This window comes from Paraburkholderia ribeironis, from assembly GCF_900019265.1.
Lineage (GTDB): Bacteria > Pseudomonadota > Gammaproteobacteria > Burkholderiales > Burkholderiaceae > Paraburkholderia > Paraburkholderia ribeironis.
This window is the reverse complement of the sequence record NZ_CYGX02000047.1, coordinates 64,226-83,688: the sequence shown is the minus strand read 5'-3', so window position 1 is coordinate 83,688 and position 19,463 is coordinate 64,226. Positions and strand designations below refer to the sequence as shown.

The window sequence follows — 19,463 nt, the reverse complement described above, 5'->3', positions numbered from 1 at the left end:
CCGGGCTAGCCGACAGGCTGTGTAAAAAACGGGGTTTCGGCCCCGTTTTTTATTGTCCGCGCCGGGTGGTGGCGAACGGATGCCGAGCGTCGCTCAGCGCGGATAGATCGCTCCGAGCACGCGCTCGGCAGTCGCGCCGGTGACGGCCGGCAAATTGCCGGGCAGCCGCGCGAGGCAGCGCATCGCCAGCCACGCGAAGGCGAGCGGCTCGACCTGGCTCGGCGGCACGCCGAGCGCGTCGGTGGTCATCACGGGTACGCCGCTTACGCCGCTATCTTCGAGCGCCTGCTGCAGCGCTTTCAGGATCTCGGGATTGCGCGCGCCACCGCCGCACACATATACCGTTCTCACGTCCGACGCATGCCGCTCGATTTCGCGTGCGACCGTCACCGCGGTCAGCGCGACCAGCGTCGCTTGCACGTCGGCGGGTTCAAGCCCGGCGAACGGCTCGAGCTTCGCGTCGAGCCACGCGGCATTGAACAGGTCGCGGCCGGTGCTCTTCGGCGGCTGCTGCGCGAAAAACGGCTCGTCGAGCAACGCGTTCAGCAGCCTGCGGTCCACCTGGCCGCCGGCCGCGAAATGGCCGTTTTCGTCGAATGGCTTGCCGAGATGGCGCTGCACCCAGTCGTCGAGCAACGCGTTCGCGGGGCCGCAATCGAAGCCGCGCACGCTGCCGGTTGTGTTCAGGATCGTGATATTGCTGATGCCACCGAGATTGCAGACCACCCGCGTTTCGTTTTTCGCTCCGAACATCGTGGCATGAAAAGCCGGCACGAGTGGCGCACCCTGGCCGCCGGCCGCGACGTCGCGGCTGCGGAAGTCGGCGACCACGTCGATGTGCAGCATTTCCGCGAGCAGCGCCGGGTTGTTGATCTGCCGCGTATAGCCTTTTTCCGGCCGATGCCGCACGGTCTGGCCGTGCACGCCGATCGCGCGGACCTCCGCAGCGGACACGCGGCTGCCGAGCAGCAGTTCGTGGCAGCACACCGTATAGCGTGTGGCGAGTGCATTGGCGGCCAGCGCTTCGCGTTCGATCTCGTTGTCGCCCGGCTGCTGCAGCGCGAACAGCGCCTCGCGCACGCCGGCGGAAAAGCCGACGAACGCCTCGGCCAGCACCACCGGCGGCTGGCCATCAGTGAACCGGACGGCCACGCCGTCCACACCGTCCATGCTGGTTCCGGACATCAATCCGAAGTAGACGCCGTCTGCGGGGTGTTGCGCCACGTTGCTGCTCCTGTCGATGGTTCGTTGCGATCCGTTGTAGCAGATTATCGGCGCAAGCGCGGTCGAAAATAAGCAGCCGCGCTGCCCCCGAAATAGCCTGCCGCGCGGAAATCGTGCGCCGTTGCCTCGCTCGCGGCTGCGTCAGTGGGCGCGGCGGCGCGCATCTATGGGACAATCTCCTTTTTTTGCGACTTCACGTTTCCAGCATGAGCACCGAGTCCACCAAGCCAACCCCCGCTGCCGTTTTTCCGGTCACCGACGAAGTCCGTCACGCCCTCGCCGTCACCAGGCGCGGTGTCGACGAACTGCTGATCGAAGACGAATTCGCGCAAAAGCTCGCGAGGAGCGCGGCTACGGCCAAGCCGCTGCGCATCAAGCTCGGGCTCGATCCGACCGCGCCTGACATCCATATCGGCCACACGGTCGTGCTGAACAAGATGCGTCAGTTGCAGGATCTCGGTCACACGGTGATCTTCCTGATCGGCGATTTCACGTCGCTGATCGGCGATCCGTCGGGCCGGAACGCGACCCGTCCGCCGCTCACGCGTGAGCAGATCGAGTCGAACGCGAAGACCTATTTCGAGCAGGCCGCGCTCGTGCTCGACCGCGACAAGACCGAAATCCGCTACAACAGTGAATGGTCGATGCCGCTCGGCGCCGACGGCATGATCAAGCTCGCGTCGCGCTACACGGTCGCGCGGATTCTGGAGCGCGAGGATTTCACCAAACGTTTCCAGGGCGGCGTGCCGATCTCGATCCACGAGTTCCTGTACCCGCTGATGCAGGGCTACGATTCGGTGGCGCTCAATGCCGACCTCGAACTCGGCGGCACCGACCAGAAGTTCAACCTGCTGGTGGGCCGTGAGTTGCAGAAACAGTACGGCCAGGAGCAGCAGTGCATCCTGACGATGCCGTTGCTCGAAGGGCTCGACGGCGTCGAGAAGATGTCGAAGTCGAAGAACAACTACATCGGCATCAGCGAAAAGCCAAACGATATGTTCGGCAAGCTGATGAGCATCTCCGACGAACTGATGTGGCGTTACTTCGAACTGCTATCGTTCCGTCCGATGGACGAGATCGCCGGCTTCATCAAAGAGGCCGGAGCGGGCCGCAATCCGCGCGATTTCAAGGTGATGCTCGGCCAGGAAATCGTCGCGCGCTTCCATTCGCAAGCGGATGCGGAGCGCGCGCTCGAAGACTTCAACCGTCGCGCGAAGGGCGGCGTGCCTGACGATATTCCGGCAGTGACGCTCGCCGGCGCGCCGCTCGCGATCGGCCAGTTGCTGAAGCAGGCCAACCTCGTGCCATCGACCAGCGAAGCACTGCGCAATATCGAGCAGGGTGGCGTGAAGATCGACGGTACGACAGTGTCCGACAAGGGCCTGAAGGTCGAAGCGGGCGAGTACGTGGTGCAGGTCGGCAAGCGCCGCTTCGCACGCGTCACGCTGACGGCGTGATCGCCCGATGATCGCGCTGATCCAACGCGTGCGGCGCGCCGAAGTGCGCGTGGCCGACCGGGTGACCGGCGCGATCGACGCGGGTCTGCTCGCGCTCGTGTGCGCCGAGCGCGGCGACACCGAGTCGGCGGCCGATCGGCTGCTCGCCAAGGTGCTCGGCTATCGGGCGTTCAGCGATGCGGCGGGCAAGATGAACCTCTCCGTGCAGAATCTGGACGGCGCGGGACGCGCGGGCGGCTTGCTGCTCGTGTCGCAATTCACGCTGGCCGCGGATACCAACAGCGGCCTGCGTCCGAGCTTCACGCCGGCCGCGCCGCCGGACGAAGGCAAGCGCCTGTTCGAGTACTTCGTCGCGGCAGCGCGCGCGAAGCATCCGATCGTCGAGACGGGGGAGTTCGGCGCGGATATGCAGGTGTCGCTCGTCAACGACGGCCCGGTCACGTTCTGGCTGCAGACCAACGGCTGAGTGTCGATGACGCATGAGGCGTCCCTGAGGTGGCTCTCAAGCGCCCCTCAAGCGCGGTTCACTAGCGATTCACGCGCGGCGCGGGCGCACCTCGACCGCTGCCCACCGGCGCGCGCCACGGCGCGCACGTCTACCCGTCAGCCGTTTTTGCGACAATAGCGGCTCGGCATAACCGGCAAATCGCACCCACGCTCATCTCATGACTACGCAGATCCTGTTCATCCGGCACGGCGAGACCGACTGGAACCGCATCAAGCGCATTCAAGGTCACATCGACATCCCTCTCGCGGCAACCGGGCTACGCCAGGCGCAGCGTCTGGCCCGCCGCATCGCCGACGAGGTGAAACACGGCGCGCGGCTCGATGCGATCTATTCGAGCGACCTGCAGCGCGCGCAGCAAACCGCCCAGCCGATCGCCGACGCGCTCGGGCTGCCGCTGCAGTTGCGCGAAGGTTTGCGCGAACGCTCCTATGGTGCTTTCCAGGGCCATGACAGCGACGAAATCTCGCTGCGCTTTCCCGATGAGTACGCCCAGTGGCAAACTCGCGACCCAGGTTTCGCACCGCCTGAAGGCGAGTCGGTGCGCGTGTTCTACCATCGCGTGGTGCATGCGATCGAGCCGCTGGTGGCCGCGCATCCGGGCGGTCGAATCGCCTGTGTCGCGCATGGTGGCGTGCTCGACTGTGTGCGCCGGTTCGCGTGCGGCTTATCGCTCGACGCTCCGCGTGATTACCCGTTGTTCAACACGAGCGTGAACGTGGTGGATTACGACGGTGGCCGTGCGACGATCGTGTCGTGGGGGGACATCGCGCATCTCGACGCGCCCAGCGTCGACGACAGCTTCAAAAAAGTCCCGGAGCCTGGCCGTTGATCGACGCGCGATGGGCTGCACGGTGAAACGCTTCGCACATGCATCAGGCGCCGCACGTCGCGCACGCAAGCCGCGCGGCTCGCGCCTGTAGATCGAATCCGCCGCGTTAGTCCTGCTCGTGTGCGGCGGCCACGCGACGGCGCGCCCGCTTCGACACGCCATTCACCAGCGCCCAGCGGATCACCGGCGCGACCAGACGCACACCGGGCCGGGTCAGCGCACGGCGCAGCGCCGCATAGCGATCCAATCCCAACATGACCTGAGCCCAGTCCGGCAGAAGATCGACACCGGCGTTGAGCATCAACGCGCCGGCGGGCCGCATCAACACGCTCGGAGCAGGCGCGCTCAGCAGAATCCTCACGACTTCGCGCGTACGCTCGCTTGCCACCAACTCGGGCCGCATGGCCTGCAGATAGGCGTCAATCCCGGCGCGCGAGCGCGGAATGTTCGACGCGCCGAGCATCTCGGCGATGCGCGCCGTTTCCGCGAAGTACTGATCCTGCGCGGCAACGGGCAGCAGCGGATTCACATAGCGCAAGTGTGCGGTCATGAAACTCGACACCTCCGCGACGTGCACCCACGTCAGCAGCCCGGCTTCGCTCGCACGATACAGCCGGCCGTCCGGGGCAACGCCGCTCACGCCGAGATGAATGCGCTTGACGCGCTCGATCAGCGCCAGCGCGTCGTGCCGGTTGCCGTATGTCGTCCCGGCGACGAAGGTCGCTGTGCGGCGCAGACGCCCGAGAGTATCGGTGCGAAAGGTCGAATGGTCCCAAACGCCGGCCAGCGCCAGCGGGTGCAATGCCTGCAGCAATAGCGCGCTGATGCCGCCTGTCATCATCGACGTGAAGTCGGCGTGGACCTTCCAGCACATGGAGTCCGGTCCGAAGAGCCCCGGGTCGCCCGGCGGCGACGAGTAGTCGAGCATCGGGCCGCTGCCGCTCGTCAGATGCGTGACGCCGGCGGCCAGCTTCGAGCGTAGCCTGTGCGTAAACCGATGCGGGAGACTGCGGGATGAATCGGGTTGCGTTGTCTGGTCGGACATCCTGATCGGCCTCGCGCTACCTGCGAGTCACTTCGCAGCCGAATCCCACAGTCCGGGCAGCGTGCTCGACGAGTCCGGCGCCGCCAAACCGAAATGCCGATAGGTCAGCAGCGTGGCGACGCGGCCGCGCGGCGTGCGCTGCAGGAAGCCTTGCTGGATCAGATACGGTTCGAGCACGTCTTCGATCGTGTCGCGTTCTTCGCCGATAGCCGCCGCCAGGTTGTCGACGCCGACCGGGCCGCCGTCGAACTTGTGCAGGATCGCTTCGAGCAGCTTGCGGTCCATCAGGTCGAAGCCGATGCCGTCGACGTCGAGCATTCTGAGCGCGGCATCGGCCACTTGCGCGGTGATGTTGCCGTCCGCTTTCACCTCGGCGAAGTCGCGCACGCGGCGCAGCAGGCGGTTCGCGATACGCGGCGTGCCGCGCGCGCGTTTGGCGATTTCGAACGCGCCGTCCGGATGAATCTGCGCGTTCAGCAGCGCCGCCGAACGCGTGACGATGCGCGCCAGTTCCTCGGCGTTGTAAAACTCGAGCCGTGCGACGATGCCGAAGCGGTCGCGCAGCGGATTGGTCAGCATGCCAGCGCGCGTGGTCGCGCCGACCAGCGTGAACGGTTGCAGGTCCAGCTTCACGCTGCGCGCGGCAGGCCCTTCGCCGATCATGATGTCGATCTGATAATCCTCCAGCGCCGGGTACAGAATTTCTTCGACGACCGGCGAGAGCCGGTGGATTTCGTCGATGAAGAGCACATCGTTGGCTTCGAGATTGGTCAGCAGCGCGGCGAGGTCGCCGGCGCGTTCGAGCACCGGGCCGGACGTCTGCCGCAGATTGACACCCATCTCTCGCGCGATGATGTGCGCGAGCGTGGTTTTGCCGAGGCCCGGCGGGCCGAACAGCAGCACGTGGTCGAGCGATTCGGAACGGCGCTTGGCGGCCTCGATGAAGATTTCCAACTGGCCGCGCACTTTTTCCTGCCCGACATATTCGTCGAGCTGGCGCGGGCGCAACGCGCGCTCGAAGGCTTCTTCGTTCGGCGAGACGGGCGTGGCCGCGATGATGCGCTCGGCGGCGAGTTTGTCGGTTTCGATCATCCGCTCATTGTACCGCGCGCCCCGGAGGAAGCCCCCTTGGGGGGGCGCACCGGAGGAAGTCCTCTTGGGGGGGCGCACCGGAGGAAGCCCCTTTGGGGGACGCCGCGAAGGAAGTCCCGTTGGGAGCGCATGTGCGAAGCATTACCCAACGCGCGCAGTTCGAGCCGCCGCAGGTTGCGCATTAACCTTTTGATAATGCCTTCAACGCGAGCTTGATGCCCTCGGAAACGCCAGTGCCGGCCGGTACATTCTTGATGGCCGCTAACGCTTCCTTTTCCGAGTAACCCAGTGCGAGCAGTGCGTTCAGGATATCGGAGGCGTGGTCGGATGCGGACGCCGCGCCCGCCAGCGCGCCCAGGTCGGCGCCGAGCTTGCCCTTCAGTTCGAGGAGCAGCCGCTCCGCCGTCTTCTTGCCGATGCCCGGCACGCGCGTGAGGCGCGCCGCGTCCTGCATCGTGACGGTTTGCGCAAGCTCGTGCACGCTCATGCCCGACAGCACTGCGAGCGCCATGCGTGCGCCGATGCCGGAAATCTTCAGCAGTTCGCGGAAGGTCGAGCGTTCCGCGGCGGTGCCGAAGCCGTACAGCAGATGCGCGTCTTCGCGCACGATCAACTGCGTGAGCAGCACGACGCGTTCGCCGTTCGACGGCAGGTTGTAGAAGGTGCTCATCGGCACATCGACTTCATAGCCGACGCCGTTGCAGTCGACGAGCAGATGCGGCGGGTTTTTTTCCAGCAGAACGCCGGCAATGCGACCGATCATGGCGAATTGACTCTCGAGGGAAAGCGCGAGTGTAGCGCAGCGCGTGAGCGACAAGCAGTCGTTGTGGTCCACGCCACGTCACGCGGCGCGAGTCCAAAGCGGCGCGCACTGCGCGATGCGCAAGCGGCGAGCCACCCAGCCACCCAGCCACCAGCAGTCAGCTGGACGCGAGCGCCTTGCTATCCGACCAGACGTCCGCGCCTTACGCGCAGCCCCTTCTTCGCCAGCGCGGGCGCGATGCCGCCCAGGGTGCTTAGCGTCGTGCCGCCGTGCGCGTGGCAGATCGCCATGCCGAGCGCGTCGGCGGCGTCGGTGCCGGGTACACCGGACAGGTTGAGCAGCCTCACCACCATCTGTTGCATCTGCTCTTTGGTTGCGCGGCCGTAGCCCACCACGGCCTGCTTCAATTGCAGCGCGGTGTATTCGGCGACCGGCACGCCGCCCGCGACGAGCCCGCAGATCGCCGCGCCGCGTGCCTGACCCAGCAGCAGCGTCGATTGCGGATTGACGTTGACGAACACTTTTTCGATCGCCGAGTGATCCGGCGAATGCTGGCGGATCAGTGTCGAGATGCCTTCGAAGATGGTGCCCAGACGCGACGGCAGATCGGCGTCGGCGGTTTTGATGACGCCGCTCGCGACATAACTGAGTGTGTGGCCGTGTTGGTCGATCACGCCGAAACCGGTTACGCGCAGGCCGGGGTCGATGCCGAGAATTCTCATGAGGTGCCGCACATGCGGAAAAAACCAGGTGCTTGCGATACTACAACGAACGCGGCGCGCAACGGTCCGCTAGTAGCGATCCCGGTGGAATAAAAACTGCTGGGTGGATGGCAGGAGGCCATCGCAGATGGAGCGCTATCGGAATCTCAGCGGCGACTCGGGCGTCGATGCTTACGAAATCGGCGACGAGTTCGTCAAGGTTCGCTTCAGGTCAGGCGATGTGTATTGGTACACGCAGGCGAGCGTCGGTGCGCGGCATGTGGCGGCGCTCAAGTGTCTTGCCCGGCGCGGGCAGGGGCTTAGCGCGTACATCAGCCAGCATCCGGAGGTGAAAGAGGGTTACGCGCGCAGGGAGGCGAGTGACTGAGCGGAGCTGATCGCGGCGCAAAAGAGAAGGGCGCCAAAGAGAAGGTCACCAAAGAGAGAGGCGCCAAAGAGAACAGCACCAACGAGAACGGCACCAACGAGAACCGCGCCAAAGAGAACGGCATCCTAGTGACGCGGCCAACGGGACGCCACCAAAAAAAACGGCCCGGCGGAAAACTCCACCGGGCCGCTTCTTTCCAGCCAATCGCCAGCTAATCCAACGGCCGCCGCGTCGTCACCTCATCGCGAGGCTCGCGACCACCGTCAACAGGCCCGCATCAATGGCGGAAGTGCCGCACGCCGGTCAACACCATCGCAATGTTGTGCTCGTCGGCTGCGTCGATCACTTCGTCGTCGCGCATCGAGCCACCCGGTTGAATCACGCAGCTCGCACCCGCCGCCACGACCACGTCGAGGCCGTCGCGGAACGGGAAGAACGCATCGGACGCGACGGCCGAGCCGGTCAGCGTCAGACCGGCGTTCTGCGCCTTGATGCTGGCGATGCGTGCCGAGTCCACGCGGCTCATCTGGCCCGCGCCGACGCCGAGCGTCATGCCGTTCGCGCAGAATACGATCGCGTTCGACTTCACGTACTTCGCGACGCGCCATGCAAACAGCAGATCGTCCATTTCCTTCGGCGTCGGATGACGCTTGGTCACTACGCGCAATTCGCGCGGCTGCACGTTCTTCGAATCGAGCGATTGCACCAGCAGCCCACCGCCGACGCGCTTCAGATCGAACGCGTTATGGCCTTCGCCCAGCGCGCTTTCCAGCAGACGCACGTTCTGCTTGGCCGCGAACACCTGGCGTGCCGCTGCGCTGAACGACGGCGCGATCAGCACCTCGACGAACTGCTTGGCCACGGCTTGTGCCGCCGCTTCGTCCACTTCGCGGTTGAACGCGATGATGCCGCCGAACGCCGAGGTCGGATCGGTCTGGAACGCCTTCGCGTACGCTTCGTTCGCGTCCGCGCCGAGCGCCACGCCGCACGGATTCGCGTGCTTGACGATCACGCAGGCGGGCACGTCGAAAGTCTTCACGCATTCCCACGCCGCGTCGGAATCCGCGATGTTGTTGTACGACAGTTCTTTGCCTTGCAACTGGTTGTAGTTCGCCAGCGCGCCAGCCGGCACCGCCAGGTCGCGGTAGAACGCGGCGCTCTGGTGCGGGTTTTCGCCGTAGCGCAGATCCTGCACCTTGTTGAAGGCCAGGTTGAACGTCGCCGGATAGGTGTTGCGCGACGTGTGTTGCAGTTCGTCGGTCAGGCTCGTCAGGTAGTTCGTGATCGCACCGTCGTACTGCGCGGTGTGCGCGAACACCTTGGTGGCGAGGCGGAAGTTCGTCCTGTACGACACCTTGTTGCTGTTCGCGCGCATTTCTTCGAGCACCAGCGCGTAGTCGGCCGGATCGACCACCACCGTCACGTCGCGATGATTTTTCGCGGCCGAACGCAGCATGGTCGGGCCGCCGATGTCGATGTTCTCGATCGCGTCTTCCAGCGAGCATTCTTCTTTCGACACGGTCTGCACGAACGGGTACAGATTCACCACCAGCAGATCAATGGTCGGAATGCCGTGCTGCTCAAGCGCCGCCATGTGTTCCGGCAGGTCGCGGCGCGCGAGGATGCCGCCGTGCACCTTCGGATGCAGCGTTTTCACGCGCCCGTCGAGCATTTCCGGGAAGCCCGTGTAATCGGCGACTTCGGTGACGGACAGGCCCGCGTCCGCGAGCAGTTTCGCGGTGCCGCCGGTCGACAGGAGCTTGATGCCGAGGTCCGACAGCGATTTGGCGAAGTCGACGATGCCGGATTTGTCGGAAACGGAGATGAGCGCTTGCTTGATCATGATGAAGACAAAAAGCCGAAGGGAAACGTGGCAGGGCGCCGGAAACTACAACAATCCGTGTTGTTGCAGCTTCTTGCGCAGCGTATTGCGGTTGATGCCGAGATACTCGGCGGCCAGCGACTGGTTGCCACCGGCCTGCTCGAGCACCACTTCGAGCAGGGGTTTTTCCACGCATGAAATAACCATGTCGTAGACGTCATGCGGATTGGAGCCGTCGAGATCCTGGAAATACACATCCAGGCTGTCGCGGACAGATTGTTCGATATTGTTCTTGCTCATGCTGCTAGTCGGTCGGTAGGGTCCTCGTCCTGATTGTCGAGTGCTTCGTCGACGTAGACGAGGCGATCGGAGATCGCCTTTTGTGCGTCGAAGAACTCGTTGACGGCGAGGAGTTGTTCGCGCGTAGTGTCCAGCGTATTCATGCGATGCCGGAACACGTTGGCGCCAGAAAGGCCGCGAGTGTACCAGCCGATGTGCTTGCGCGCAGTGCGCACACCAGTAAATTCGCCGTAGAACGCATAGTGATCTTCGAGATGCTCGTTCATCACCTGCTGGATTTCGTCGATGCGCGGCGGCGGCAGCAGGTCTCCCGTCTGCAGGAAATGCTCGATCTCGCGAAACAGCCACGGGCGCCCCTGCGCGGCACGGCCGATCATGAGCGCGTCGGCGCCGGTGGCGGCCAGCACTTCACGCGCTTTCTGCGGCGACGTGATGTCGCCATTGGCGACCACCGGAATGCGCACCGACGCCTTCACTGCGGCGATGGTCTCGTATTCGGCCTCGCCGTGATACAGGTCGGCGCGCGTGCGGCCGTGCACGGTCAGCATCGAAATGCCGGCCGCCTCGGCCAGATGCGCGACGGACAGCGCGTTTTTATTATCGCGGTCCCAGCCGGTGCGGATTTTCAGCGTGACGGGCACCGCGTCGGGCCCGACGCCCACCGCGCCCACCACCGCCTCGACGATGCGCTGCACCAGCGGCTCGTTCTGCAGCAGCGCCGAACCGGCGGCCACGTTGCACACCTTCTTGGCCGGGCAGCCCATGTTGATGTCGATGATCTGCGCGCCGTTCGCTACGTTGTAGCGGGCCGCTTCGGCCATCATCGCCGGATCGGCGCCGGCGATCTGCACGGCGATCGGCTCGACTTCGCCCGCGTGATTGGCGCGGCGCATGGTCTTCTCGCTCTTCCATAGCTGCGCGTTCGACGCGACCATTTCCGACACCGCATAGCCCGCACCCAGCCGTTTGCACAGCTGCCGGAACGGCCGGTCGGTCACGCCGGCCATCGGGGCGACGAACAGGTTGTTACGCAGATTGTGGGAGCCGAGAGTGGGCATGGCGTGGACGCGTGCGCTGGCGATCGACCGTTTTAACAATCGAAGCACCGCGAAATACGAGGGAAAACGCCTATTTTAGCGTTAACAGATAGCCGACAGCCGCCATATGGGTGCCGTAAGCCATTAAATCTTCTATGAAAGTGCGCCGCTTCATAGAACGGGCCGCGCTCGCGCGGCTGGCTCCAGGCTGCCCCGAAAAGCCGCGCCGCGCGAGCGGATGGCGCGCGCTCAGCGGCGCTGTCCGAACATCATCTGCCGCGCCAGCGCGGTCTTTACCGGCGGCGCGAACTCGAGCGCGGTGAGCGCGAGGCCGCGCAGGATCGCGAGCGGCGCGAAGTCGATGGTGAACAGGCGCGCGAGCATGTCGGTGGCGCCGATCGTCATGCGCCGGTCGAGCGCGCGACGCTGTGCAAAGCTGGCGAGGGCGAGCGCGGTCGGACCTTCCGCCGACAGCGCGTCGGTGAGCGCATGCGCGTCGCGCAAGCCCAGATTCAGCCCCTGACCGGCCACCGGATGCAGCGTCTGCGCCGCGTTGCCGATCGCGACGATGTGGCCGTCGACGAGCGTCTCGACCGCGTTCAATCCAAGCGGGAACGACGCGCGCCCGACGATCCGCGTGAAGCGGCCCATGCGCTCGCCGAACGCGCTGCCGAGTTCGCGCAGGAATGCGTCGTCCGGCAGTTGCGCGCGGCGTGCGGCTTCGTCGGGCGCGCAGCACCAGACCAGCGCGTAGTCCGCGCCGCGCACACCGCCCATCGGCAGCAACGCGATCGGCCCTTGCGACGTGAAGCGCTCCCACGCCACGTGCGGTTGCGGCGCGGACACGCTGACCGTGCCGACCAGCGCGGTCTGCCCATAGTCGCGCGTGTCGTTCACGGCGGTGCCTTTGCCGGCTTTCTGGTCGCCGAACAGGCCACCTTCGGCGCTCGCCAGGATTCGCGTGCGCAGCTGGCGCGCGACGCCCGCGGTTTCGATAGGCAGCGTGACGCCGTGTTGCTGCTGGATCGGCGTTCCTGCCGATGTCGAGCGGAACCAGTGCACGGAGGTGCCGCGTACCGCCTCGGCCAGACCGTGCACGATCGAGCCGTAACGCAGCACGTAACCGAGCGCCGGCAAGCCGTGCTCGCGGTGTTCGATCAGCGTGCGGCCGAAGTGGCCACGCTGCGACACATGGATGCGCTGGATCTCGGTGGCGTCCGCGGGCCAACGCAGCGGCTCGAGGATCATCCGGCTGCCGTGCGACACGGCGATCGCACGCGGGTCGGCGATCGAGTCTTCGGGCTCGCGAGCGTCGACGAGCGCGATTTTCAGCTCCCGCGTCACGCTGCGGCGCGCCAGCCAGCCGGCGAGCGCCAGCCCGACCGGACCGGCGCCGACGATCGTCACGTCGAAATCGAATGAATGATCGATCGCGGCGGGTTTCAGAATCATCGCCGCCTGGGACATCTCGTTCATTGCGGATGACTTCCCTGTTTGATGGCCGCGCGAGCTTCCTGCATCAGCGCCTCGATCTCGTCTGCGGCCACTGGCACGTCGCGCGTGATCAGCTCGCAGCCGGCCGGCGTGACGATCGCGTCGTCCTCGATGCGGATGCCGATGTTCCAGTAGCGCTCGGGTATGTCTTCGGCCGGCCGGATGTACAGGCCGGGCTCGATGGTCAGCGTCATCGACGCGCGCAGCGTGCGCCACGGCAACGCGCCCGCTTCGTCGCGCGGCGCGCCGCGCTCACGATAGTCGCCGCAATCGTGCACGTCCATGCCGAGCCAGTGGCCGGTGCGGTGCATGTAGAACGGCGCATAGGCGTGCTCGGCGATCACGTCGTCGACCGACGCGAACTTCGCGCGCCCGATGATGCCGGTGTCGAGCAGCCCTTGCGACAGCACGCGCACGGCGGCCTGATGCGGCGCGTCGAAGGTGGCGCCGGCGCGGGTAGCGTCGACGGCGGCCTGCTGCGCGGCCAGCACGATGTCGTACAGCTCGCGCTGTGCCGGCGTGAAGCGGCCATTGGCGGGGAACGTGCGGGTGATGTCGGACGCATAGCCGTCGAGTTCGCAGGCCGCGTCGATCAGGATCAGGTCGCCGTCCCGGGCAATCGCGTTGCCGGCCGGGTAATGCAGCACGCAGGCATTCGCGCCGGCGGCGACGATCGACGTGTAGGCCGGCGCCTGCGCGCCGAATTTGCGGAACGTGAAGAGCAGCTCGGCTTCGAGTTCGTATTCACGCACGCCGGGATGGCACGCGGCCATCGCGCGACGATGCGCGACGGCGGAAATCTGCCCGGCCCGGCGCATGATCGCTAGTTCGTGTTCGTCCTTGACGAGCCGCATCTCATCGAGCAACGGCAGCAGATCGCGTGCGGCGGCAGGGGCGGCGACGCCGCCGCGGCTCTGCGCGCGTACCGCGTCGAGCCAGCCGCGCACCCTGTCGTCGAGCTGCGCCGACGCGCCGAGCGCGTAATGGAGCGCCGGTTTGTCGGCGAGCAGTCGTGGCAGTTGCGTGTCGATCTCGCCGACGGCGCAGGCCGCGTCGAAGCCGAACGCCGTGCGTGCGCCGTCCGGGCCGAAACGGAAGCCTTCCCACGTTTCCCGCTCGACGTTTTTCTCGCGGCAGAACAGAATCGACGTCGGCTCGCCGGGCGCGGCGCTCGCGTCGAGCACCAGCAACGCTTCGGGTTCGGTGAAGCCGGTCAGATAATAGAAGTAGCTGTCGTGCCGGTACGGATAATCCGTGTCCCGGTTGCGCAGCGCTTCCGGCGCGGTGGGGACGATGGCGACGCCGCCGCCCGCGGCGCGCAGCGCGGCGAGTACGCGCTCGCGGCGCGTGCGGTAGACGTCGATGGCGATGGTGGGTTCGGTCGGCTGGTTCATCGTGCGATTGTAGCGCCCCGATTGTCAGGTCCGGTTGTAGCGCTCCATACGCGGTCGTTTTGTACGGATCAGGATGGCGGGCCGGCGCCGGCCTGTTGCAATCTGTTCACAGCGCGTCCACGTGTGGTTTGCGAAGATACGGCATCAATCACGTTCGTGAAGGCCGCCGACCACTTATACTTTCGCCGGATTCAGAAAAAGGTAGATGGTCATGATGAAACTCATCGGTTCGCTCGCCAGCCCCTTCGTGCGCAAAGCGCGAGTCGTGCTGGCCGACAAGAAGATCGACTACGAGCTGGTGCCCGAGAACGTCTGGGCGTCGGACACCCGGATTCACACCTACAATCCGCTCGGCAAGGTGCCGTGCCTCGTGATGGAAGACGGGGAAGCCGTGTTCGACTCGCGGGTGATCTGCGAATACGTGGATACACTGTCGCCGGTCGGCAAGCTGATTCCCCAGTCGGGACGCGAACGCGTCGAGGTGCGGTGCTGGGAAGCGCTCGCCGACGGCGTGCTGGACGCGGCGGTGCTGATTCGCCTCGAAGGAACCCAGCGTACGCCCGAGCAGCGCGCGGACTCGTGGGTCGCGCGGCAACAGCGCAAGATCGACGAAGGTCTGATCGCGATGTCGCAGGGTCTGGGCAGCAAGCCGTGGTGCGCGAGCAATCACTACACGCTCGCGGACATCGCGGTGGGTTGCGCGCTGGGCTATCTCGACTTCCGCATGCCGGAGATGAACTGGCGCGAACCGCATCCGAATCTGGACAAACATTTCCAGAAGCTGTCGCTGCGTCAGTCGTTTATCGATACGGTGCCGGCGAATTGAGCGACGCCGGACGAGGCCGGCAAGCTGGCCACAGGAGCAGGTTCAAGCTTCTGAAAGCCTGAGGCGAAGCGTTTGCTGCCAGTGAAAATGCGCCTGTCCGTCACGCGCATTTTTTTCGGGCGTTTTTTTCAGGCGTTGATTGGCACCTGAGTTCGCATCGGCATTCGGCACGCATGCGGCCATGCAAACGGCGCGCATGGACAGCACGCACGAACAGCACATGAGCCAATGCGCTCGAGCGCGGTTTATGGCTGCTTGCCGTTGCGGCGCCGCGTAATCCCCGGTCCGAACGCGAAGCCGAACGCCAGCAGCATGACCGACACCGCCAGCACCGTATTGTTGCCGCTCGTCACGTACGGCGTGCTGCCCGAGGTGCCTTGCACTTTCACATCGAGCGAGCCGATCGTGTACGGCGTCAGCCGTCCGATCACCTTGCCGTTCGCATCGATCGCGGCCGTCATGCCAGTGTTGGTCGCGCGCAGCATCGGCCGGCCGGTTTCCAGCGAGCGCATGCGGGCGATCTGCAGGTGCTGGTCCAATGCGATCGTGTCGCCGAACCACGCGAGATTGGTCGTGTTGATGAGCACGCCGGCTGGCGTATCGCTCTCGCGGATGGTCCGCGCAATCTCTTCGCCGAAGATGTCCTCGTAGCAGATGTTGACCGCGACCGGCTGGTTATGAACCATGAACGGCTTCTGCACCGGCGCGCCACGGAAGAAATCGCCGAGCGGAATGCTCATCAGATTGACGAACCAGCGGAAGCCCCACGGCACGAATTCGCCGAACGGCACGAGGTGATGCTTGTCGTAGCGGTACACGTCGTGTGAGCCGGGCGTGACGCCGAACAGGCTGTTCGTATAGTCGATCACCTGGCCTTCCGGCGTGATGGTGCCGCCGATCGCGCCGAACAGGATCGCGCTGCCGGTCGAGTCGGAGAACTCGCGCACCGCCGCGGCGAACGGTGCCGGCAATTGCTGCGCGAGCACGGGAATGGCCGTTTCGGGCGTGACGATCAGATCGGCCGGCTTCGCGGTGATCATCTGCTGATACTGGTCGATCGCCGCGCGCATGCCGGCTTCCTCGAACTTCATCTCCTGTTTGACGTTGCCTTGCAGCAGACGCACTGTCAGTGGCGCGTTGGCCGGCGTGGTCCATTGGACGAGCGGCAGCAGCAGGCCGGCCGCGATCAGAGCGAGCGCAATACCGCCGGGCACGGCGCTGCGCGCCATGCCGCGAGGCGCCGCGCGCCGTGCTGCGCCGTGGCCGCTGTCTTCGTCGTGGCGGCGCCCGCCGGCGGCTTCGCCGCGCGGTGCGTGCGCAGCCTGCAGCGGCGGCACGAGCGGCAGCAGCGCTTGCACGATCAACGCGGCGACCAGCGCGAGCATCCAGCCGACACCGTACACGCCCACCACCGGCGCAAACCCGGCGAACGGGCCGTCCACTTGCGCATAGCCGCTCGCGAGCCACGGAAAGCCGGTGAATACCGTGCCGCGCAACCATTCGCCGATCGCCCACGCGCTCGCAAAGGCCAGCGCGCCGTGCCAGGTCGGCGAGAACGGCGGGTCGGTGTCCGCCGCGCCTTTGCCGCCGTTGCGCGCATGGCCGGCGCAGAACGACCAGATGGCCGCGGCCAGCGCCGGATAGAGCGCCAGGTACAGCGAGAACAGCACGACCGCCGCGGCGGCGAGCGGCGCAGCCATGCCGCCGTAGTAGTGCATGCTGACGTACAGCCACCACACGCCGGTCACGAAATTGCCGAAGCCGAACGCACCGCCCGTCAGCGCGGCGCTCTTCCAGCCGGTGGTCCGCGAGAGCCACGTGAAGAAGAACACGAAGATCGCCAGTTGCAGCCAGCCGCCGTGTGGCGTCGGCGCGAACGACAGCGTATTGGCCGCGCCCGCGACCAGCGCGGCGAGGTAATGCCAGCGGGGTAGCGCGCGGGCGCGTGTAGCGTCGGCAGCGGGAACGCTCACGCCGGGGCGTGAGCGGGAAGTGATCGGGTCGGCCATTGTTGCGCGGTCGGCGTGAGAAGTTATGGAAGCAAAAAAGCGAGCAAACGCAGCGGATCAGGTTTGCACGTGTTGCGCATCGCGCTCGCGCTGGCCGGCCAGCGGATCGCGGCGCACCAGCAGCATGTGAATCTGGCGGGCGTCGCCGCGCAGAATTTCGAAGATCAGATCGTCGAGGCGGACCTTTTCGCCGCGATGCGGCACGCGCCCGAAGTGATGTGTGACGAGCCCGCCGATCGTATCGACTTCCTCGTCCGAGTAGTGCGTGCCGAACACCTCATTGAACTGTTCGATCTCGGTCAGCGCGCGCACGCGGAAACGTCCGTCCGGCGAGGCGATGATGTTGCCGCTTTCCTCGTCGAAGTCGTATTCGTCCTCGATATCGCCGACGATCTGTTCCAGCACGTCCTCGATCGTGATCAGGCCGGCCACGCCGCCGTATTCGTCGACCACCACCGCGAGGTGATTGCGATTCACGCGGAAGTCGTGCAGCAGCACGTTCAGGCGCTTGGACTCGGGAATGAACACGGCTGGGCGCAGCATGCCGCGCACGTCGAACTCTTCTTCGGCGTAATAGCGCAGCAGGTCTTTGGCCAGCAGCACGCCGATGATGTTGTCGCGATTGCCTTCGTAGACCGGATAGCGCGAGTGCGCTTTTTCAAGCACGTAGGGGATAAATTCGGCAGGATTGTCCGCGATGTTGATCGCGTCCATTTGGGCGCGCGGCACCATGATGTCGCGTGCGCTGAGTTCGGACACCTGGAATACGCCTTCGATCATCGACAGCGAGTCGGCGTCGATCAGGTTGCGCTCGTGCGCGTCCTGCAGAATTTCCAGAAGTTCGGCGCGCGAGTCGGGCTCAGGCGAGATGAAGTCGGTCAGACGCTCGAGGAGCGAGCGCTTTTCTTGCGGTTTGTCGGTTTGGCGTCGACTGGGATACGTGTCGTTCATGGTAGTGCGCCCGACGAGACTGGACGCGCTGTTGCAGAGCATTAAGGATACACCAGGCACATGGCAGGACCGTGTCCCGCCGGTCTGGGCGATGGGTGATGCTGGGCGAAGCTGGGTGAAGCTGGATCAAACGGCTCCCGTCGCGAGCGGCGGGACGTAGGTCAATCCTAACTGATTGCGCGCGGAAAAGCGTCGTCGAGCAAAAAAGTGCTGCGCAAGGGGCGGCACGCGATGTGCTGCGCGGCGGCGCAGTGGCCGCTTGCGGCTGGCCTGACGGTGCGCAGCGGGCGCTGCAGCTTCAGCGGGTTCAGCAGGCTCAACAGGCTCAACAGGCTCAACAGGCTCAACCGGCTCAACCGGCTCAACAGGTTCATTGCCCCGCTAACTGGCCGGAGGGTCGGACCGATGGTTCGGCAGCTTCGCGGCGTTCCTCGCGACAGCGTCCCAGCAGCGCTTCGAGCGCGCGATCGGGCATGCCGCTTTCGCGCAGCGCCTGGACGGTCCGGCTGACGTAATCGAGCGTGGTGCCGTAGCGCCCGCATGCGCAGCCGAACACGGTTTTGACGACGTCGTCGCGCAGCTTGCCGGTGTAGCTCGGCACGTCACGGCGCATCACGAACGCCAGCGCGTCGACGCGCCGGCCGTCGGCGAGCACGCACGGCAGCCATGCCGGACGATACGAGCCCATCGCCATCTCACGGCGCCAGAGCGCTTCGAGATGCGGCATCGAGCCTTCGGCGGCGAGCCGGAACGCGATGCCGGTGCACGAACCGCCGCGGTCGAGCGCGAGCACGAGGCCCGGCTGCTCGGGCGTGCCGCGATTCACGCGCGACCACAGATACAGTCCACGGTGATAGCCATGCACCTTCGAGCGCGTCGCTTCAACCGTCGGCAGGCCAGGGTTCCAGATCAACGAGCCGTAGCCGAACAGCCACAGGTCGCTCTGGCGGTCCCAGCCGCGCAGCGTGCATTCGAGCGACGCGCGCAACTCCTCGTCGGTCAGGAGCCGCGATTCGCCGAGCGTCGGCGGATAGTCCGGGCAAGGCGTTCGGGTATCGGCTTCAGGAGACGAGGTGCTCACGGTGTGGTTCGAACGTGGGTAACGTTGGCAGTGGAATGGCGGCTGATGGCTATTGATACGGATCGGGAAACCCGAGCTTGCCAAGGATTTCGGTTTCGAGCGCTTCCATCTCCTCGGCTTCTTCTTCCACTTCGTGGTCGTAGCCCTGCGCGTGGAGCGTGCCGTGCACGAGCAGATGCGCGTAGTGCGCGACGAGCGGCTTGCCCTGCTCGGCGGCTTCCTTCTCGACCACCGGGCAGCACAGGATCAGGTCGCCCGTCACCGGATCGTCTTCCGATTCGGCGTACGCGAAGGTCAACACGTTGGTCGAATAGTCTTTGCCGCGATAGGTGCGGTTCAGCGTGCGGCCTTCTTCGGCATCGACGAAACGCACCGTCAGTTCGCCATCCGCGAAGAGCGCCGCCTTGATCCAGCTTGCCACGGTGGCGCGCGGCAGCAGCGCCTTGTGTTCCGGCCACGCGCGGGCCGCGGGGAATTGCAGGTTCAGCGTCAGTTTCGGGGCGCGGCTCATGCGGTTTCGGGTTTTTCCATTCGTTGCGTTC

The 19,463-nt window shown here is 65.5% G+C and carries 21 protein-coding genes; 5 read left to right on the top strand and 16 right to left on the bottom strand.

All coding sequences use genetic code 11. The annotated features are described in order from the left end of the window. Positions 1-93: 93 nt before the first annotated feature. Positions 94-1,224 carry an anhydro-N-acetylmuramic acid kinase gene (locus BN2475_RS21215; protein WP_094781461.1) on the bottom strand — a complete coding sequence of 377 codons (1,131 nt, stop codon included), beginning with the start codon at positions 1,222-1,224 and terminating at the stop codon, positions 94-96. Between the two features lie 206 nt (positions 1,225-1,430). Here BN2475_RS21215 and tyrS point away from each other — a divergent pair, with 206 nt between their 5' ends. The 3 genes from tyrS (at position 1,431) to BN2475_RS21200 (ending at position 4,018) form a co-directional block, all read left to right on the top strand. Next, positions 1,431-2,681 carry a tyrosine--tRNA ligase gene (tyrS, locus tag BN2475_RS21210; protein ID WP_094781460.1) on the top strand — a complete coding sequence of 417 codons (1,251 nt, stop codon included), beginning with the start codon at positions 1,431-1,433 and terminating at the stop codon, positions 2,679-2,681. 7 nt (positions 2,682-2,688) lie between these two features. Then, complete coding sequence (dtd, locus tag BN2475_RS21205) at positions 2,689-3,147, top strand: D-aminoacyl-tRNA deacylase (RefSeq protein ID WP_094781459.1); 459 nt, start codon at positions 2,689-2,691, stop codon at positions 3,145-3,147. Between the two features lie 199 nt (positions 3,148-3,346). Next, positions 3,347-4,018, top strand: a complete 672-nt coding sequence (locus BN2475_RS21200) for a histidine phosphatase family protein (RefSeq protein WP_094781458.1) — start codon at positions 3,347-3,349, stop codon at positions 4,016-4,018. A 106-nt stretch (positions 4,019-4,124) separates the two neighbouring features. Here BN2475_RS21200 and BN2475_RS21195 read toward each other — a convergent pair whose 3' ends face one another. The 4 genes from BN2475_RS21195 to ruvC form a co-directional block, all read right to left on the bottom strand. Continuing rightward, positions 4,125-5,063, bottom strand: a complete 939-nt coding sequence (locus BN2475_RS21195; protein WP_094781457.1) for an oxygenase MpaB family protein — start codon at positions 5,061-5,063, stop codon at positions 4,125-4,127. Between the two features lie 27 nt (positions 5,064-5,090). After that, positions 5,091-6,155, bottom strand: coding sequence for a Holliday junction branch migration DNA helicase RuvB (gene ruvB, locus BN2475_RS21190; protein WP_094781456.1), 1,065 nt, complete (start codon positions 6,153-6,155; stop codon positions 5,091-5,093). Positions 6,156-6,336: 181 nt separating this feature from the next. Next, positions 6,337-6,918 (bottom strand): Holliday junction branch migration protein RuvA, encoded by a 582-nt coding sequence (ruvA, locus tag BN2475_RS21185; RefSeq protein WP_094781455.1) that lies wholly within the window; start codon positions 6,916-6,918, stop codon positions 6,337-6,339. A 179-nt stretch (positions 6,919-7,097) separates the two neighbouring features. After that, positions 7,098-7,640, bottom strand: a complete 543-nt coding sequence (gene ruvC, locus BN2475_RS21180) for a crossover junction endodeoxyribonuclease RuvC (RefSeq protein WP_094781454.1) — start codon at positions 7,638-7,640, stop codon at positions 7,098-7,100. A 127-nt stretch (positions 7,641-7,767) separates the two neighbouring features. Here ruvC and BN2475_RS21175 point away from each other — a divergent pair, with 127 nt between their 5' ends. Continuing rightward, positions 7,768-8,007 carry a hypothetical protein gene (locus BN2475_RS21175; protein WP_094781453.1) on the top strand — a complete coding sequence of 80 codons (240 nt, stop codon included), beginning with the start codon at positions 7,768-7,770 and terminating at the stop codon, positions 8,005-8,007. 277 nt (positions 8,008-8,284) lie between these two features. Here the strand turns inward: BN2475_RS21175 and purH are convergent, their stop codons facing one another. The 5 genes from purH to BN2475_RS21150 form a co-directional block, all read right to left on the bottom strand. Next, positions 8,285-9,850 (bottom strand): bifunctional phosphoribosylaminoimidazolecarboxamide formyltransferase/IMP cyclohydrolase, encoded by a 1,566-nt coding sequence (gene purH / locus BN2475_RS21170; protein ID WP_094781452.1) that lies wholly within the window; start codon positions 9,848-9,850, stop codon positions 8,285-8,287. A 45-nt stretch (positions 9,851-9,895) separates the two neighbouring features. Next, positions 9,896-10,129 (bottom strand): Fis family transcriptional regulator, encoded by a 234-nt coding sequence (locus BN2475_RS21165; protein ID WP_008919619.1) that lies wholly within the window; start codon positions 10,127-10,129, stop codon positions 9,896-9,898. Continuing rightward, complete coding sequence (dusB, locus tag BN2475_RS21160) at positions 10,126-11,187, bottom strand: tRNA dihydrouridine synthase DusB (RefSeq protein ID WP_094781451.1); 1,062 nt, start codon at positions 11,185-11,187, stop codon at positions 10,126-10,128. Before dusB ends, BN2475_RS21165 begins: the two co-directional genes overlap by 4 nt. Positions 11,188-11,415: 228 nt before the next feature. After that, positions 11,416-12,642, bottom strand: a complete 1,227-nt coding sequence (locus tag BN2475_RS21155) for a UbiH/UbiF/VisC/COQ6 family ubiquinone biosynthesis hydroxylase (RefSeq protein WP_094781450.1) — start codon at positions 12,640-12,642, stop codon at positions 11,416-11,418. Continuing rightward, positions 12,639-14,054, bottom strand: coding sequence for an aminopeptidase P N-terminal domain-containing protein (locus BN2475_RS21150; protein WP_094781449.1), 1,416 nt, complete (start codon positions 14,052-14,054; stop codon positions 12,639-12,641). The genes BN2475_RS21155 and BN2475_RS21150 overlap by 4 nt, the downstream gene beginning before the upstream one ends. Before the next feature lie 211 nt (positions 14,055-14,265). On the opposite strand from BN2475_RS21150, the gene BN2475_RS21145 reads away from it, so the two are divergent. Continuing rightward, a complete protein-coding gene (locus BN2475_RS21145; RefSeq protein ID WP_174642013.1) occupies positions 14,266-14,880 on the top strand; it encodes a glutathione S-transferase N-terminal domain-containing protein in 615 nt (204 codons plus the stop codon). A 42-nt stretch (positions 14,881-14,922) separates the two neighbouring features. On the opposite strand, the gene BN2475_RS36240 is transcribed toward BN2475_RS21145, so the two are convergent. The 6 genes from BN2475_RS36240 to ybeY form a co-directional block, all read right to left on the bottom strand. Beyond that, entirely contained in the window at positions 14,923-15,051 is a 129-nt protein-coding gene (locus tag BN2475_RS36240) for a hypothetical protein (RefSeq protein WP_281254248.1), read from the bottom strand. A 74-nt stretch (positions 15,052-15,125) separates the two neighbouring features. Next, positions 15,126-16,889, bottom strand: coding sequence for an apolipoprotein N-acyltransferase (gene lnt, locus BN2475_RS21140; RefSeq protein WP_094781447.1), 1,764 nt, complete (start codon positions 16,887-16,889; stop codon positions 15,126-15,128). Between the two features lie 57 nt (positions 16,890-16,946). Beyond that, a complete protein-coding gene (locus BN2475_RS21135; RefSeq protein ID WP_094781578.1) occupies positions 16,947-17,840 on the bottom strand; it encodes a CorC family transporter in 894 nt (297 codons plus the stop codon). A 167-nt stretch (positions 17,841-18,007) separates the two neighbouring features. Beyond that, positions 18,008-18,214 carry a hypothetical protein gene (locus BN2475_RS34335; RefSeq protein WP_094781446.1) on the bottom strand — a complete coding sequence of 69 codons (207 nt, stop codon included), beginning with the start codon at positions 18,212-18,214 and terminating at the stop codon, positions 18,008-18,010. Further along, positions 18,211-18,921 (bottom strand): gamma-glutamylcyclotransferase, encoded by a 711-nt coding sequence (locus BN2475_RS21125; protein WP_094781445.1) that lies wholly within the window; start codon positions 18,919-18,921, stop codon positions 18,211-18,213. The genes BN2475_RS34335 and BN2475_RS21125 overlap by 4 nt, the downstream gene beginning before the upstream one ends. 49 nt (positions 18,922-18,970) lie before the next feature. Further along, positions 18,971-19,432, bottom strand: coding sequence for an rRNA maturation RNase YbeY (ybeY, locus tag BN2475_RS21120; protein ID WP_094781444.1), 462 nt, complete (start codon positions 19,430-19,432; stop codon positions 18,971-18,973). Positions 19,433-19,463: the final 31 nt, after the last annotated feature.